Annotated in this window: 15 protein-coding genes; 7 read left to right on the top strand and 8 right to left on the bottom strand. The window is 71.3% G+C overall.

Annotation, left to right across the window (positions count from 1 at the left end; translation table 11 throughout):
- Window positions 1-33: 33 nt before the first annotated feature.
- Window positions 34-570 (top strand): NUDIX hydrolase, encoded by a 537-nt coding sequence (locus AB0G50_RS17680; protein WP_360109134.1) that lies wholly within the window; start codon window positions 34-36, stop codon window positions 568-570.
- On the top strand, window positions 567-1,082 hold the full coding sequence (locus AB0G50_RS17675) for a GNAT family N-acetyltransferase (protein WP_360109131.1): 516 nt from the start codon (window positions 567-569) through the stop codon (window positions 1,080-1,082). The genes AB0G50_RS17680 and AB0G50_RS17675 overlap by 4 nt, the downstream gene beginning before the upstream one ends.
- A 45-nt stretch (window positions 1,083-1,127) precedes the next feature.
- Here AB0G50_RS17675 and AB0G50_RS17670 read toward each other — a convergent pair whose 3' ends face one another.
- On the bottom strand, window positions 1,128-1,901 hold the full coding sequence (locus AB0G50_RS17670) for an enoyl-CoA hydratase-related protein (RefSeq protein WP_360109128.1): 774 nt from the start codon (window positions 1,899-1,901) through the stop codon (window positions 1,128-1,130).
- Window positions 1,902-1,959: 58 nt separating this feature from the next.
- Here AB0G50_RS17670 and AB0G50_RS17665 point away from each other — a divergent pair, with 58 nt between their 5' ends.
- Complete coding sequence (locus AB0G50_RS17665) at window positions 1,960-2,796, top strand: hypothetical protein (RefSeq protein WP_360109125.1); 837 nt, start codon at window positions 1,960-1,962, stop codon at window positions 2,794-2,796.
- A gap of 308 nt (window positions 2,797-3,104) precedes the next feature.
- Here AB0G50_RS17665 and AB0G50_RS17660 read toward each other — a convergent pair whose 3' ends face one another.
- Window positions 3,105-4,052, bottom strand: coding sequence for a helix-turn-helix domain-containing protein (locus AB0G50_RS17660; RefSeq protein ID WP_360109122.1), 948 nt, complete (start codon window positions 4,050-4,052; stop codon window positions 3,105-3,107).
- 71 nt (window positions 4,053-4,123) lie between these two features.
- Here AB0G50_RS17660 and AB0G50_RS17655 point away from each other — a divergent pair, with 71 nt between their 5' ends.
- Entirely contained in the window at window positions 4,124-4,648 is a 525-nt protein-coding gene (locus AB0G50_RS17655) for a cysteine hydrolase family protein (protein ID WP_360109119.1), read from the top strand.
- Here the strand turns inward: AB0G50_RS17655 and AB0G50_RS17650 are convergent.
- Window positions 4,645-6,639: a protein meaA gene (locus AB0G50_RS17650; RefSeq protein ID WP_360109116.1), complete on the bottom strand. Its 1,995-nt coding sequence runs from the start codon at window positions 6,637-6,639 to the stop codon at window positions 4,645-4,647. The two genes, AB0G50_RS17655 and AB0G50_RS17650, sit on opposite strands and share 4 nt — an antisense overlap.
- Before the next feature lie 91 nt (window positions 6,640-6,730).
- Here AB0G50_RS17650 and AB0G50_RS17645 point away from each other — a divergent pair, with 91 nt between their 5' ends.
- Window positions 6,731-7,033 (top strand): hypothetical protein, encoded by a 303-nt coding sequence (locus AB0G50_RS17645; RefSeq protein ID WP_360109113.1) that lies wholly within the window; start codon window positions 6,731-6,733, stop codon window positions 7,031-7,033.
- Here AB0G50_RS17645 and murA read toward each other — a convergent pair.
- Window positions 7,030-8,289: a UDP-N-acetylglucosamine 1-carboxyvinyltransferase gene (murA, locus tag AB0G50_RS17640; RefSeq protein ID WP_360109111.1), complete on the bottom strand. Its 1,260-nt coding sequence runs from the start codon at window positions 8,287-8,289 to the stop codon at window positions 7,030-7,032. The genes AB0G50_RS17645 and murA overlap by 4 nt on opposite strands.
- Before the next feature lie 86 nt (window positions 8,290-8,375).
- On the opposite strand from murA, the gene AB0G50_RS17635 reads away from it, so the two are divergent.
- Window positions 8,376-8,948 (top strand): cob(I)yrinic acid a,c-diamide adenosyltransferase, encoded by a 573-nt coding sequence (locus AB0G50_RS17635; protein WP_360109108.1) that lies wholly within the window; start codon window positions 8,376-8,378, stop codon window positions 8,946-8,948.
- A gap of 308 nt (window positions 8,949-9,256) precedes the next feature.
- On the opposite strand, the gene AB0G50_RS17630 is transcribed toward AB0G50_RS17635, so the two are convergent.
- Both AB0G50_RS17630 and AB0G50_RS17625 read right to left on the bottom strand, forming a co-directional pair.
- On the bottom strand, window positions 9,257-9,691 hold the full coding sequence (locus AB0G50_RS17630) for a DUF2550 domain-containing protein (RefSeq protein ID WP_360109105.1): 435 nt from the start codon (window positions 9,689-9,691) through the stop codon (window positions 9,257-9,259).
- A gap of 29 nt (window positions 9,692-9,720) precedes the next feature.
- On the bottom strand, window positions 9,721-10,086 hold the full coding sequence (locus tag AB0G50_RS17625) for a F0F1 ATP synthase subunit epsilon (protein ID WP_360109102.1): 366 nt from the start codon (window positions 10,084-10,086) through the stop codon (window positions 9,721-9,723).
- 148 nt (window positions 10,087-10,234) lie between these two features.
- Here AB0G50_RS17625 and AB0G50_RS17620 point away from each other — a divergent pair, with 148 nt between their 5' ends.
- Entirely contained in the window at window positions 10,235-10,978 is a 744-nt protein-coding gene (locus AB0G50_RS17620) for an IclR family transcriptional regulator (protein ID WP_360109099.1), read from the top strand.
- Window positions 10,979-11,032: 54 nt separating this feature from the next.
- Here AB0G50_RS17620 and atpD read toward each other — a convergent pair whose 3' ends face one another.
- Window positions 11,033-12,469: a F0F1 ATP synthase subunit beta gene (gene atpD / locus AB0G50_RS17615; protein ID WP_360109096.1), complete on the bottom strand. Its 1,437-nt coding sequence runs from the start codon at window positions 12,467-12,469 to the stop codon at window positions 11,033-11,035.
- Window positions 12,462-13,373, bottom strand: coding sequence for a F0F1 ATP synthase subunit gamma (locus AB0G50_RS17610; protein ID WP_360109093.1), 912 nt, complete (start codon window positions 13,371-13,373; stop codon window positions 12,462-12,464). The genes atpD and AB0G50_RS17610 overlap by 8 nt, the downstream gene beginning before the upstream one ends.
- Window positions 13,374-13,379 lie beyond the last annotated feature (6 nt).

The following is a 13,379-nucleotide window of genomic DNA, read 5'->3' as shown; positions in this document are numbered from 1 at the left end:
CGATGTCCGCCGACCGGCACAGGGAGAGTGATCGTGGAAACCCTCGGATCGCGTCAGGTGTACGCGAACCAGTGGATGACGGTCCGGGAGGACCCCATCCGCCGCAGCGACGGCAGCACCGGCATCTACGGCGTGGTCGACAAGCCCGACTACGCACTGGTCATCCCGCTCGACGGCGAGCGGTTGCGGCTGGTCGAGCAGTACCGCTACCCGCTCGGCCTCCGCCGGTGGGAGTTCCCGCAGGGCACCGCGCCCGGCCTGGGTGCCGCCGACCCGCTGGAGCTGGCCGCCCGCGAGCTGCGCGAGGAGACCGGGCTGCGCGCGGGCGAACTCGTGGAGCTGGGGCTGCTCGACGTGGCGCCGGGCATGACGAGCCAGCGCGGCCGGGTGTTCCTCGCGACGAAGCTCACCGAGGGCTTCCACGAGCGGGAGCACGAGGAGCAGGACATGCGCTCGGCGTGGTTCCCGCGCGCGGAGTTCGAGGCGATGATCGCGCGCGGCGACATCACCGACGCCCAGTCGATCGCCGCCTACACCCTGCTCCTGCTGCACGAGCACGCCCAGCCGTGACCACCGTCGAGGAGGTGACCTCGGCCGGCCTGCTCGCCGCCGCGGACGAGCTCGGCGCGCTGCTGGCCGACGTGGTCGCGGGCGGCTCGTCGGTCGGGTTCCGGTCCGGGCTGACGGCGGCGAGGGCGGCCGCGTGGTGGCGCACGAGCGCCGCCCCGCTGGCCAACGGCGCGCTGGTGTGCTGGGTCGCGCGGGTGGACGACCGGATCGTCGGCACCGTCCAGCTGAAGTTCGGGACCATGCCCAACGGCGCGCACCGGTCCGAGATCGCCAAGCTGATGGTGGCCCGGGCGGCACGGGGGCACGGCGTCGGCCGGGCCCTGCTGGACGCCGCCGAGCGCGAGGCGGTCCGCCGCGGGCAGACCCTGCTCGTGCTGGACACCGAGACGGGCTCGCCCGCCGAGCGGCTGTACCGGTCCGCCGGGTGGACCGAGGTCGGCACGATCCCCGACTTCGCGGCCGACCCGGACGGCGCGCTCAAGCCGACCACGTACTTCTACAAGAAGCTGTGAGCCGGGGGGCGGGGTCGTCGTCCCCGCCCCCCGGTCGGTCGGCTGTCAGTCGGTCCACTCCGGCGCGCGCTTCTCCAGGAACGACGCCATGCCCTCGCGCGCGGCGGGCGTCCGCGAGGCGGCGGCCATCACCTCGACCGCGATCGCGTACGCGTCGGCCTCGGGCCGGTCGAGCTGGGCCTGGATCGTCTGCTTGCCCAGCGCCTTGCTCGCCCGGCTGCCCCGCGTCGCGCGCGCCATCAGGTCGTCCACCGCGGCGTCCAGCCCCGCGGCCGGCACGACCCGGTTCACCAGGCCCCACTCCAGCGCCGTGCGGGCGTCCACCACGTCGCCGGTCAGCGCCATCTCCATCAGCCGCTTGCGGCCGACGGCCCGCGCGACCGGCACGGCCGGGGTGTGGCAGAACCAGCCGCCCTTGCCGCCGGGCAGCGCGAACCCGGCCTCCTCGGCGGCCACCGCGAGGTCGCACGAGGCCACCAGTTGGCACCCGGCGGCGGTGGCCAGCCCGTGCACCCGGGCGACGACGACCTGCGGCACGGACCCGATCGCGCGCATCAGCTCGGTGCACAGGGTCAGCATCTCCCGCACCCCGTCCAGGTCGCGTGCGGCCACGTCGGCGAAGTCGTGCCCGGCGGAGAACACCGGCCCCTCGCCCGCCAGCACCACGCCTGCGGCGTCGGTGCCCGCGACCTCGCGGAACGCCGCGAGCAGCTCGGCCAGGTGCTCGACGGACAGCGAGTTGCGCCGCGCCGCCCTGGCCATCGTGATGCGCGCGACGTCGCCGGTGCGCTCGACCCGGATGTGCTGGTAGTCGGCCATGGGGTCGACCGTAGTGCGCGCGTGCAACCGCCGGGCGACCTCGTTCCGTCCTCGGGGCATGACACTTCGACTGCTCGTGCTGGCCGTCCTGCTGGCGGGCTGTGGCGCCTCCGCTCAGCAGCCCGGAGCCGGCACCGCCACCCCGTCCGACCCCACCCAGGCCTCCGAGGAGACGACCGTGCCGGGCATCGCGCCGAAGGACACCGGCTTCCCGATCGACGCCAAGCCGCGCCCGATCGTGCTCGTCGGGTCGCCCCTGGTGGTGGACAAGGGTTTCCACACCGACGCGGAGAAGGCGGACGTCGGCCGCGGCGGGTTCACGTTCGTCGGCACGCCGCCCAAGACGCCGGACCCGCAGGACGTGCAGCTGCCCGACGGCCAGGTGAAGCTGTCGCTGATCAGCGCGCTGGACGCGGTGCGGGCCATGTCCGTGGAGCAGGTGGACAACCCGGTCAAGCTGGTCAAGGCCGAGGAGGGCACCTACGAGTTCCTCAGCGACCGGGGCAAGCTCGCGCTGCCGTCGTGGCGGTTCACCACCGAGTCCGGCACCGAGCTGGTGTGGCCCGCGCCGGTGCCGGAGGCGTTCTGGGGCATGGGGATCAACCAGCCGTCGACCAGCGCGCCGAGCGCGACCGAGAGCGGGTCGACGCTGGAGGTCGTGATGGAGTCCGCGCCGTCGCCGTGCCCGGGCGACCAGCCCGCGACCGCCGAGCCGGTGGTGCACGAGTCGGACAAGTCGGTCATCGTGAGCGTGAAGATCAACGGCGAGGTCGGCGACTGCCCGCGCGACCTGGCCCTGCACACCCAGGCCTACCAGGTGAAGCTGGCCAAGCCGCTGGGCGCGCGCCTGCTGCTGGACACCGGCGGCGGCGTCGTGCCGGTCACCAAGCGGTAGCGAGCGGCCGAGGTGCCGCGCCCGGACCGCCACCGGGCGCGGCACGAAGTGGCTCCCGAGCGAGGCACCACGCGCTTGGGCCGACCGCCGGGCGCCGCGCCGTCAGGAAGCGCTCGGCACCACGCATTTCGGCCGGCCATCGGGCACCGCGCCGTCAAAAAGCGCTCGACACCACGCATTTCGGCCGACCGCCGGGCGCCGCGCCCCACGCATTTCGGCCGACCGCCGGGCGCCGCGCCCCACGCATTTCGGCCGACCGCCGGGCGCCGCGCCCCACGCGCTTCGGCCGGCCGCCGGGCGCCGCGCCGTCAGGAGGCGCTCGGCACCACGCGGAACGTGCGGCGGTACGCGTCCGGCGCCACGCCGATCTCGGCGCGCAACCGCCGCCGCAGGTTGGCCGACGTGCCGAGGCCGGCGCGTTCGGCCACCCGGTCCACCGGCAGGTCGGTGGTTTCCAGCAGCCGCTGCGCGAGCAGCACCCGCTGCACCTGGAGCCACCGGCCCGGGGTGCTCCCGGTCGCGGCCACCCAGGTGCGGTGGAACGTGCGTTCGCTCAACCCGGCGTGCGCGGCCAGGTCGGCGACCCCGATCGACGAGCCGAGCCGGTCCACCGCCCAGTCCACAGTGGACGAGATACCGCGAGGCCTTGCGGGCAACGGGGTTTCCACGTACTGGCGCTGACCACCCTCGCGGGTCGGTGGCATCACGAGCCGGCGCGCCAACGACGACGCGGCGTCCACGCCCAGGTCCCGGCGCACCAGGTGCAGGCACAGGTCGAGCCCGCCGACCACGCCCGCCGACGTCAGCACGTCACCCTCGTCGGTGAACAGCACGTCCCGCTGCACGTCCGCGCGCGGCGCGACCTCCTCCAGCGCGTCCAACAGCTTCCAGTGCGTGGTGGCCCGCCGCCCGTCCAGCATCCCGGCCGCGGCCAGGGTGAACGCGCCCGAGCAGAGCGCGGCCACCGTGCCGTCGAACGACCGCAGCGCGCGCAGCGCCTGCTCGGGCACCGGCGCGAACGGGTCGACGCGACCCGGCACGACCACCAGGTCGCAGCCCGCCAACCCGGCGAGACCGTGCGTCGCGGGCACGACGCCGATCGGGTGCACCGGTGTGGCGACCCGGCCGGGCGCGCACAGCCGCAGCTCGAACGGGCCGACGCCCGCGTCCACGCGGTCGACCAGCCACACCTCGCTGACCACCGAGATGTCGAACAGCCGACTGCCCGGCAGCACGAGGACTCCCACGGTGCGCATGGCAGGAAAGTACCGGATCGCGCCGCTCCTGCCACTCCCGGAGCGCACGCGGCACCCCCGAGGATGAAGCCATGACCAACACGGCCCTGATCCTCATCGACGTGCAGCGCGGCTTCGACCTCCCGGTGCTCGGCAAGCGGAACAACCCCGCCGCCGAGGCGAACATCGCGGCGCTGCTGGACTTCTGGACCGGCCCGCTGGTGCTCGTGCGGCACGACTCGCTCCAGCCCGGCTCGCCGCTGGAGCCCGGCACCGACGGCAACCGGTTCAAGCCCGAACTCGACGGCGCGCAGCCGGACCTGGTGTTCTCCAAGAACGTCAACTCGGCGTTCCACGGCCACGTCGACCTGCACTCGTGGCTGGCCGACCGGGGCATCACCGAGATCGTGCTCGCGGGCATCCAGACCAACATGTGCGTCGACACGACCGCGCGCGTCGGCGGCAACCTCGGCTACGACGTCAAGGTCGTGCTGGACGCCACGTTCACGTTCGACCTGGAGGACCTGACCGCGGACCAGCTCTCCGAGGCGACCGCGACCAACCTGCGCGGCGGCGGCTTCGCCTCCATCGTGTCCACTGTGGACATCACGGGCTAGTCGAGACCGTTGGCCTGCCGCACCACGGTCACGATCTCGTCCATGATCTGGGTCAGCTCGTAGTCCTTGGGCGTGAACACCCGGGCGACACCGCGCTCCCGCAGCGTGTCGGCGTCGTCGGGCGGGACGATCCCCCCGACGACGACCGGCACGTCGCCCGCGCCCGCCGCGCGCAACCCGTCGACCACCGCCGGCACCACCTCGAGGTGCGAGCCGGACAGGATCGACAGGCCGACCACGTGCACGTCCTCCTGCACGGCGGCGGACACGATCTGCGCCGGGGTGAGCCGGATCCCCTGGTACACCACCTCGAAACCGACGTCGCGCGCCCGGACGGCGACCTGCTCGGCACCGTTCGAGTGCCCGTCGAGACCGGGTTTGCCGACCAGGATCCGCAGACGCTCGCCCAGTTCCTCGCCGGTGGTCCGGACCCGGTCGCGCACCCGGCCGATCTCGGCACCGGCCTCACCGGACGCGGAGGCGGCGGACACCCCGGTGGGCGCGCGGTACTCGCCGAACGTCTCGCGCAGCGCCGAGGCCCACTCCCCCGTCGTGACACCGGCACGGGCGCACGCGATCGTGGCCTCGACCAGGTTGCGGTCGGTCTTCGCGGCGGCCCGCAGTTCGTCCACGGTGGACTTCGCCGCGGCCTCGTCCCGACCGGCCCGCCACTCGCGGATCGCGGCGATCGCGTGCTTCTCCACCTCGGGGTCGATCGTCTCGATCGCCTTCGCGCCCTCGGCCTGGAGCGGCGAGGGTTCGGTGGTGTCGAACCGGTTCACGCCGACCACGACGTCCTCACCGGACTCGACCCGACGCCGCCGGTCGGCGAGCGAGGACACCAGCGCCGACTTCATGTAGCCGGACTCGACGGCCGCCACCGCGCCGCCCATGGCCTGCACCCGGTCGATCTCCTCGCGCGCGCCGGCCACGATCTCGGCCACCTTGGCCTCGACCACGTGCGAACCCGCGAAGATGTCCTCGTACTCCAGCAGGTCCGTCTCGTAGGCCAGCACCTGCTGCATCCGCAACGCCCACTGCTGGTCCCACGGCCGCGGCAGGCCCAGGGCCTCGTTCCACGCGGGCAGCTGGATCGCGCGGGCCCGGGCGTCGCGGGACAGCGACACGGCCAGCATCTCCAGCACGATCCGCTGCACGTTGTTCTCCGGCTGCGCCTCGGTCAGGCCGAGCGAGTTGACCTGCACGCCGTACCGGAAGCGGCGGTGCCTCGGGTCGGCGATGCCGTACCGGTCGCGGGTGATCTCGTCCCACAGCCGGACGAACGCCCGCATCTTGCACATCTCCTCGACGAACCGGACCCCGGCGTTGACGAAGAACGAGATCCGGGCGACCACCTCGCCGCGCCGCTCCTCGGGCACCTGGCCGGAGTCGAACACCGAGTCCAGCACCGCGATCGCGGTCGACATCGAGTACGCGATCTCCTGCGCGGGCGTCGCGCCGACCTCCTGGAGGTGGTACGAGCAGATGTTGATCGGGTTCCACCTCGGCACGTTCGACACGGTCCACGCGACCATGTCGGTGATCAGCCGCAGGCTCGGCCCGGGCGGGAACACGTACGTGCCGCGGGACAGGTACTCCTTGATGATGTCGTTCTGCGTGGTGCCGGACAGGGCGGCGCGGTCCGCGCCCTGCTCCTCGGCCACGCTCACGTACAGCGCGAGCAGCCACATCGCGGTGGCGTTGATGGTCATCGACGTGTTGGCCGTGCCGAGCGGGATGGAGTCGAACAGCGCCCGCATGTCCCCGATGTGGCCGATCGGGACGCCCACCTTGCCGACCTCGCCCCTGGCGAGCTCGTCGTCCGGGTCGTAGCCGGTCTGGGTGGGCAGGTCGAACGCCACCGACAGGCCGGTCTGACCCTTGGCGAGGTTGCGCCGGTACAGCTCGTTGGAGGCCGTGGCGCTGGAGTGACCCGCGTAGGTGCGCATCACCCAGGGGCGATCCCGCTCTCGGTCGGCCGGGTAGGGCACGGCAACCTCCCACGTCGTCGGTCCCCGTAGCGTACTGACGGGTAACACAAGTCGCGCGTGCCGTTGCTCACTGAATCGAGATTGCGGGAGCATGGACGACGTGACCGCGCTCACGCCGTTCCTGCTGCTGGTGATCGTCTTCGTGCTGCTGGGACTCGGGCTGCGCTGGGCGTTCGGCAGCGACCGGCGTGCCGTACCCGACCACACCGGCGACGACTTCGGGCTGCTGACCGAGGTGGCCGTGCTGCCGACGGTCGAGGCGGCCGACGTGCTGGCGGCCCGGCTGCGGTCGGCCGGGATCAGGACGACCGTCGTGCGGCGCGGCGGGGCGCACCGACTGCTGGTGTTCCCCGCCGACGTCCGCGACGCGAAGCTGGTGCTGCGGGGGCTCTAGGCCCCCACGCGCTCGACGGTGGCGCCGAGCCGGCGCAGGTTCTCCACGAAACCGGGGTAGCCGCGCTCGATGTGGAAGATCTCGTAGACCTCCGTCGCACCGTCCGCGCACAGGCCCGCGAGCACCAGGCCCGCGCCCGCGCGGATGTCCGAGGCCCACACCGGCGCGCTGGAGAGCTTCTCGACGCCGCGCACGACCGCGTGGTGGCCGTCGGTCCGGGCGTCGGCGCCCAGCCGGATCATCTCCTCCACGAACCGGAACCGGGCCTCGAACAGGTTCTCGGTGATCATGGACGTGCCGTCGGACACCGCCGACAGCGCGATCGCGAACGGCTGGAGGTCGGTCGCGAAGCCCGGGTAGGGCAGCGTGACGAAGTCCACCGACTCGGCGCGCTCGCGCTGCACGACGCGGAACGCGTGGTCGTCGAACGTGGTCACCTCGGCGCCCGCCGTCCGGAGCTTCTCCAGCACCAGCTCGAGGTGGTGCGGGTTCACCCCGCGGACGGTGATGTCACCCCGGGTCATGGTCGCGGCGAACGCCCAGGTCGCGCCCACGATCCGGTCGCCGACCACGCGGTGCTCGGTCGGTTCGAGCTGCTCGACGCCGTGCACGGTCAGCGTGGAGGTGCCGGCGCCCTCGATCCGGGCACCCATCTGCACGAGCATCTCGCAGATGTCGATGATCTCCGGCTCGCGGGCCGCGTTGTCGATCACCGTGGTGCCGTCCGCCAGCACGGCCGCCATCAGGATGTTCTCGGTCGCGCCGACGCTGGGGAAGTCCAGCCAGATCTGCGCGCCGTGCAGGCCCTCGGCCTCGGCGACCACGCAGCCGTGCGCGATCTCGCTGTGCGCGCCGAGCTTGCGCAGGCCGTTCTGGTGCATGTCCAGCGGACGCGAGCCGATCGCGTCGCCGCCGGGCAGCGCGACCACGGCGCGCTTGCAGCGGCCGACCAGCGGGCCCAGGACGCACACGCTCGCGCGCAGCTTGCCCATGGCCTCGGAGTCGGCGCGGTGGTTGAGGGTCTTCGGGGTCGTGATGGTGGCGACGTCGCCCTTGAGCTCCACCTCGCAGCCCAGGCTGCGCAGCACGTCCGCCATCAGCGGGACGTCGAGGATTTCCGGGCAGTTCGTGATGGTCGTGGTGCCCTCGGCCAGCAGGGCGGCCGCCATCAGCTTGAGGACGCTGTTCTTCGCGCCGACGACGTCGACCTCACCGACCAGCCGCGCACCGCCAAGTACCCGGAAGTGCTCGCTCACCAAGGAATCTCCTCTGTTGGCTTTGGGGGGATCCTACGGTCGGCGGTGGATCGAGTCAGGGGCGGGTTGACCCCTACAGTGCTGGTATGGCGGTTCACCTGACGAAGATCTACACGCGTGTGGGCGACGACGGCACCACCGGGCTCGGCGACTTCTCCCGGGTGCCCAAGACCTCGGCCCGGATCGCGGCGTACGCGGACGTGGACGAGACGAACGCGGTGCTGGGGGTGGCGTTGGCGCTGGGTTCGTTGGCCTCGGACGTGTTCGACGTGGTTCGGCTGGTGCAGAACGACCTGTTCGACGTGGGGGCGGATCTTTGTACGCCTGTCGTGGAGAACCCGGAGTATCCGGCGCTTCGGGTTACCCAGGCGTACGTCGATCGGTTGGAGGGGTGGTGTGACTCGTTCAACGAGCGGTTGCCGAAGTTGGATTCGTTCATCCTGAACGGGGGGACGGCTGGGGCTGCGTTGTTGCATCAGGCGCGGACGGTGTCTCGGCGGGCTGAGCGGTCTACTTGGGCGTTGGTGGAGGAGTCGCCCGGTGATACGTCCGTGTTGCCGGCGAAGTACTTGAACCGGTTGTCGGATCTGCTCTTCATTTTGGCTCGGGTCGCCAACCCTGATGGGGATGTGTTGTGGAAGCCCGGGGCCAACGGGTGAGTCTGGGCCAACGGGGTGAGTCTGGGCCAACGGGTGAGTCTGGTGGGGTGAGGGTGTTGGCCTGCGTTTAGGGCGTAAAAGCGTCCTCGCCGGACGGGCAGCGCCTCCGGGGGTTAGGGCGTCGTGTTCTCCCCGTATGGCCTGCCTGAGGCAACCACATGCGTCAAGGGGGCCGTTGGTGAGATTGGCCGGCGGTAGCGCCTAATGTGCCCCCTTGACACATGCGGTTGGGCTTCGCCCAGGCCATACGGGGAGAACACGAGGCCACCGGCTTGGTCAGCGTGACCGTGCGTGCGTGTGTGTGGGCGCTAGGAGGCCCAGGGGATGGAGCGGCCTGGGGGGGCCGATTCCAGCCAGCTCAGGAAGCCGGTCAGGGCGTCTGGGCCCATGGCGATCTCTACCGGTTCGCCTTCTGAGCCCTTGCAGCGCAGGACTACTGCGCCGTGGGGCATGGCGTAGGCCTCGGGGGTCGTCGGGGAGCGGCGGTCGTCTATTTCGAAGCCGTCGCGGTTGATTCGTTTGTCCGGGCCTCCGCGGAGGCTCAGGACTCGGAACCAGACGAATTCGTCGCCCTTGTAGTGGCCCACGCCCAGGTGCCAGCCCCGGCCCGTGTCATCGATCTTCGTGCGCAGTGCCACGTGCACGCCGCCCGCGCGCAGCAGGCGCAGGCGGCGCCACGTCAGGTAGGCGAGGACGACGACCGCGACGAAGAGGACCAACCCTACGAGTTCGGCGATCCCCACGGCGTGTCCGCTCGTCCGCTACGGCCGGATCAGGCCGAGTGCCCGGCGGCCCGGAGGCGGGCTGCCGCTCGGAGGCGGTCCACCTCGTCGGCGTTGCCCGCGTCCGCACGGGCCTGCTCGACGTCGATCTCGTCGGCCAGTTCGGCATCCTCCGCGAGGATGCTCACGCCCTCGCCCGTCACGGACAGGAAGCCGCCGTGGACGGCGGCCGTCACGAGTTCGTTCTCCGTGGTCTTGATCCGCACCACGCCACCCTCGACGAGCTGGCCCAGGACCGGCTCGTGCCCCGGCAGGATGCCGATCTCGCCCTCGGTCGTCTGCGCGACCACCGAGGTGGCGCTGCCGGACCACAGGCGGCGTTCCACTGCGACCAACTGGACGGTCATCTCGGCCACGCGAATCTCCCTTGTCAGACTGGAGTCAGGTGCAGTCTAAACGGTGCCTTCCGGGCGTTGCGCCACCAGCCGGCCCCAGGACGTCGGGCAACCGGTCGCCGAACCCCCGAAAACGCCCTCACCACGGCAAATGCGGCAGACTGGGTCGATGTCGACACCTCGGTCGCTGCTCGGGCGGGCGTTCGCGCTGTTCGCCGTGTTCACCGCGGAACGACCGGCGGCGACGCTGTCCGAGCTGGCCAGGGCCAGCGGCCTGCCGTTGACCACCACGCACCGGCTGGTGCGGGAGCTGGTGGCGCACCGCGCGCTCGAACGCGGCGCGGACGGGCGGTTCTGGATCGGATTGCGGCTGTGGGAGCTCGGCGCGCTCTCGCCCGGCAGCCTCGACCTCAGGGAGCGCGCCGTGCCGTTCCTGGAGGACCTGTACGAGGTCACCCGGCACAACGTCCAGCTGGCCATCAGGGACGGCCTGGACACCCTCTACGTGGAACGCCTGTCCGCGCCCGACGCGGTCAACGTCGTCACCCGGACCGGCAGCCGGATGCCGTTGCACGCCACCGGGGTCGGACTGGTGCTCCTGGCGCACGCGCCGGCCGAGGTGGTGGCCGAGGTGCTAGACGGTCCACTGAGGACGTTCACGCCGCGGACCATCACCACCGGGCGGGAACTCCGCGAGGCGCTCGACCGGGTGCGGCGGTCGGGGTACGCGATCAGCGACCGGCAGATCGAGATGATCACCTACTCGGTCGCGGCGCCGGTGCGCGACGCGGACGGGGAGGTGGTGGCGTCGGTGTCCGTCGTCGTGCCCGTCGACACCACCACGGACTCGGTGGTGCCCGCGGTGCGGACGTGCGGGCTGGCCATCTCGCGGGCGTTGGGGTGGCGGCACTGAAAAGCGGAACGGGCCGCCCCCTCGAAGGGGACGGCCCGTCCTAGCGCGGGAAACTCACTTCTCGGCGAGCTTCTTCGCGTTGGCCTCGACGTCGTCCAACCCGCCGCAGGAGAAGAACGCCTGCTCCGGGAGGTGGTCGAACTCGCCCTTGCAGACGCGGTCGAACGCCTCGATCGTGTCCTTGATCGGCACGAACGAACCGGGCTGGCCGGTGAACTTCTCGGCCACGATGAAGTTCTGGCCGAGGAAGCGCTCCAGGCGACGGGCGCGGCCGACGAGGACCTTGTCCTCCTCGGACAGCTCGTCCATGCCCAGGATGGCGATGATGTCCTGGAGTTCCTTGTACTTCTGGAGGATCCGCTTGACCTCCTGCGCCACCCGGTAGTGCTCCTCGCCCACGATCGACGGCTCCAGGATGCGGGAGCTCGACGACAGCGGGTCGACGGCCGGGTAGATGCCCTTCTGGGAGATCGGACGGGAGAGCTCCGTCGTCGCGTCCAGGTGGGCGAAGGTGGTGGCGGGCGCCGGGTCGGTGTAGTCGTCCGCGGGCACGTAGATCGCCTGGAGAGAGGTGATCGACTTGCCTCGGGTCGAGGTGATCCGCTCCTGCAACTCGCCCATCTCGTCCGCCAGCGTCGGCTGGTAACCCACGGCCGACGGCATGCGGCCCAGCAGGGTCGACACCTCGGAACCGGCCTGGGTGAAGCGGAAGATGTTGTCGATGAACAGCAGCACGTCCTGGTTCTGGACGTCGCGGAAGTACTCCGCCATGGTCAGCGCCGAGAGCGCGACGCGCATACGCGTACCGGGCGGCTCGTCCATCTGACCGAAGACGAGCGCCGTGTCGCCGAGCACGCCCATCTCCTCCATCTCGAGGAGGAGGTCGGTGCCCTCACGGGTGCGCTCGCCGACGCCGGCGAACACCGACGTGCCGGAGAACTCGCGGGCGATACGGGTGATCATCTCCTGGATGAGCACCGTCTTGCCCACGCCCGCGCCGCCGAACAGGCCGATCTTGCCGCCCTTGACGTACGGGGTCAGCAGGTCGATGACCTTGATGCCCGTTTCCAGGATCTCGGTCTTGCCCTCGAGCTGGTCGAACGACGGCGCCTTGCGGTGGATGCCCCACTGCTCGCCGTCCCGGCCGAGGCCGGGCTGGTCGAGGCAGTCGCCGAGCGCGTTGAAGACGTGGCCCTTGACGACGTCGCCGACGGGCACGCTGATCGCGCGACCGGTGTCGGTGACCGCCGCGCCGCGGACCAGGCCGTCGGTGGGCTGCATCGAGATGGTGCGGACCAGGTTGTCACCCAGGTGCTGGGCGACCTCCAGGGTCAGCGTCTTCGCGACAGCCTCGTAGGTGATCTCGACGTTCAGGGCGTTGAACAGCACCGGAACCGAGTCGCGCGGGAACTCCACGTCGACCACGGCGCCGATCACCCGGACCACACGGCCGGTGCGGGTGGTGGTGGCAGTAGCACTCATGTCACTCATCACTTCCTGCGCCACCGGTAAGCGCGGAGGCGCCACCGACGATCTCGCTGATCTCCTGGGTGATCTGGGCCTGACGGGCCGCGTTCGCCTGCCTGCTGAGGGTGCGGACCAGCTCCGAGGCGTTGTCCGTCGCCGCCTTCATGGCGGTACGCCTCGCGGCCGACTCCGACGCCGCGGCGTCGAGCAGGGCCGAGAACAGCCTGGTCTTGACGTACTTCGGGAGCAGCGCGCCCAGCAACGTCTCGGCGTTCGGCTCGAACGAGTACACCGACCGGAGCTTGGGGCGCTCCGGCTCGTACTCGACCACCATCGGCGCGATCCGCTTGGCGACCGGGGTCTGGCTCAGCATCGAGTTGAACTCGGTGTAGACCACGTGCAGCTCGTCGACGCCCTCGCCGCCGTCCTCGGTGCCCTCCACGAAGGCGGGCACCACGACGTCACCGGCCTCGACCGCGTTCACGTAGTGCGGGAGCTGGGAGAACCCCGTCCACTCGCCGGAAATCGCCCGGCGGCGGAACTTGTAGTAGCTCACGCCCTTGCGGCCGATGACGTAGAGCACCGGCTCCTTGCCCTCGGACCGCAGGAGCGCGATCAGCTCCTCGGCGGCCCGCAGCACGTTGGCGTTGTAGCCACCGCACATGCCCTTGTCGCTGGTCACGACGATGACGCCGGCCCGCTTGGGCGCCTTGCGCTCGGTCAGCAGCGGGTGGTCGAGGTTCGCCGAGGCGGTCGCCAACTCGGAGAGCACGTTCGTGATCTCGTCCGCGTAAGGGCGCGACGCCGCGACCCGCGCCTGGGCCTTCGCCAGGCGCGAGGTGGCGATCAGCTCGTACGCCTTCGTGATCTTCTTGGTCGAGTTGACCGAGCGGATCCGAGTGCGCAGCTCGCGAATCTGTGCCGCCATGCCTAC

The organism is Actinosynnema sp. NPDC020468, assembly GCF_040642015.1.
Classification (GTDB): Bacteria; Actinomycetota; Actinomycetes; order Mycobacteriales; family Pseudonocardiaceae; genus Actinosynnema.
Note: the sequence above shows the minus strand (reverse complement) of the source record. Positions and strands in the feature narration are given on the sequence as shown.

Bases quoted from the DNA above. Each gene is read 5' to 3' on its own strand.
- AB0G50_RS17670 (WP_360109128.1), bottom strand. From the start codon at position 1,901: ATGGCCGACTACCAGCACATCCGGGTCGAGCGCACCGGCGACGTCGCG.
- AB0G50_RS17665 (WP_360109125.1), top strand. From the start codon at position 1,960: ATGACACTTCGACTGCTCGTGCTGGCCGTCCTGCTGGCGGGCTGTGGC.
- AB0G50_RS17660 (WP_360109122.1), bottom strand. From the start codon at position 4,052: ATGCGCACCGTGGGAGTCCTCGTGCTGCCGGGCAGTCGGCTGTTCGAC.
- AB0G50_RS17655 (WP_360109119.1), top strand. From the start codon at position 4,124: ATGACCAACACGGCCCTGATCCTCATCGACGTGCAGCGCGGCTTCGAC.
- AB0G50_RS17645 (WP_360109113.1), top strand. From the start codon at position 6,731: ATGGACGACGTGACCGCGCTCACGCCGTTCCTGCTGCTGGTGATCGTC.
- AB0G50_RS17635 (WP_360109108.1), top strand. From the start codon at position 8,376: ATGGCGGTTCACCTGACGAAGATCTACACGCGTGTGGGCGACGACGGC.
- AB0G50_RS17620 (WP_360109099.1), top strand. From the start codon at position 10,235: ATGTCGACACCTCGGTCGCTGCTCGGGCGGGCGTTCGCGCTGTTCGCC.
- atpD (WP_360109096.1), bottom strand. From the start codon at position 12,469: ATGAGTGACATGAGTGCTACTGCCACCACCACCCGCACCGGCCGTGTG.
- AB0G50_RS17610 (WP_360109093.1), bottom strand. From the start codon at position 13,373: ATGGCGGCACAGATTCGCGAGCTGCGCACTCGGATCCGCTCGGTCAAC.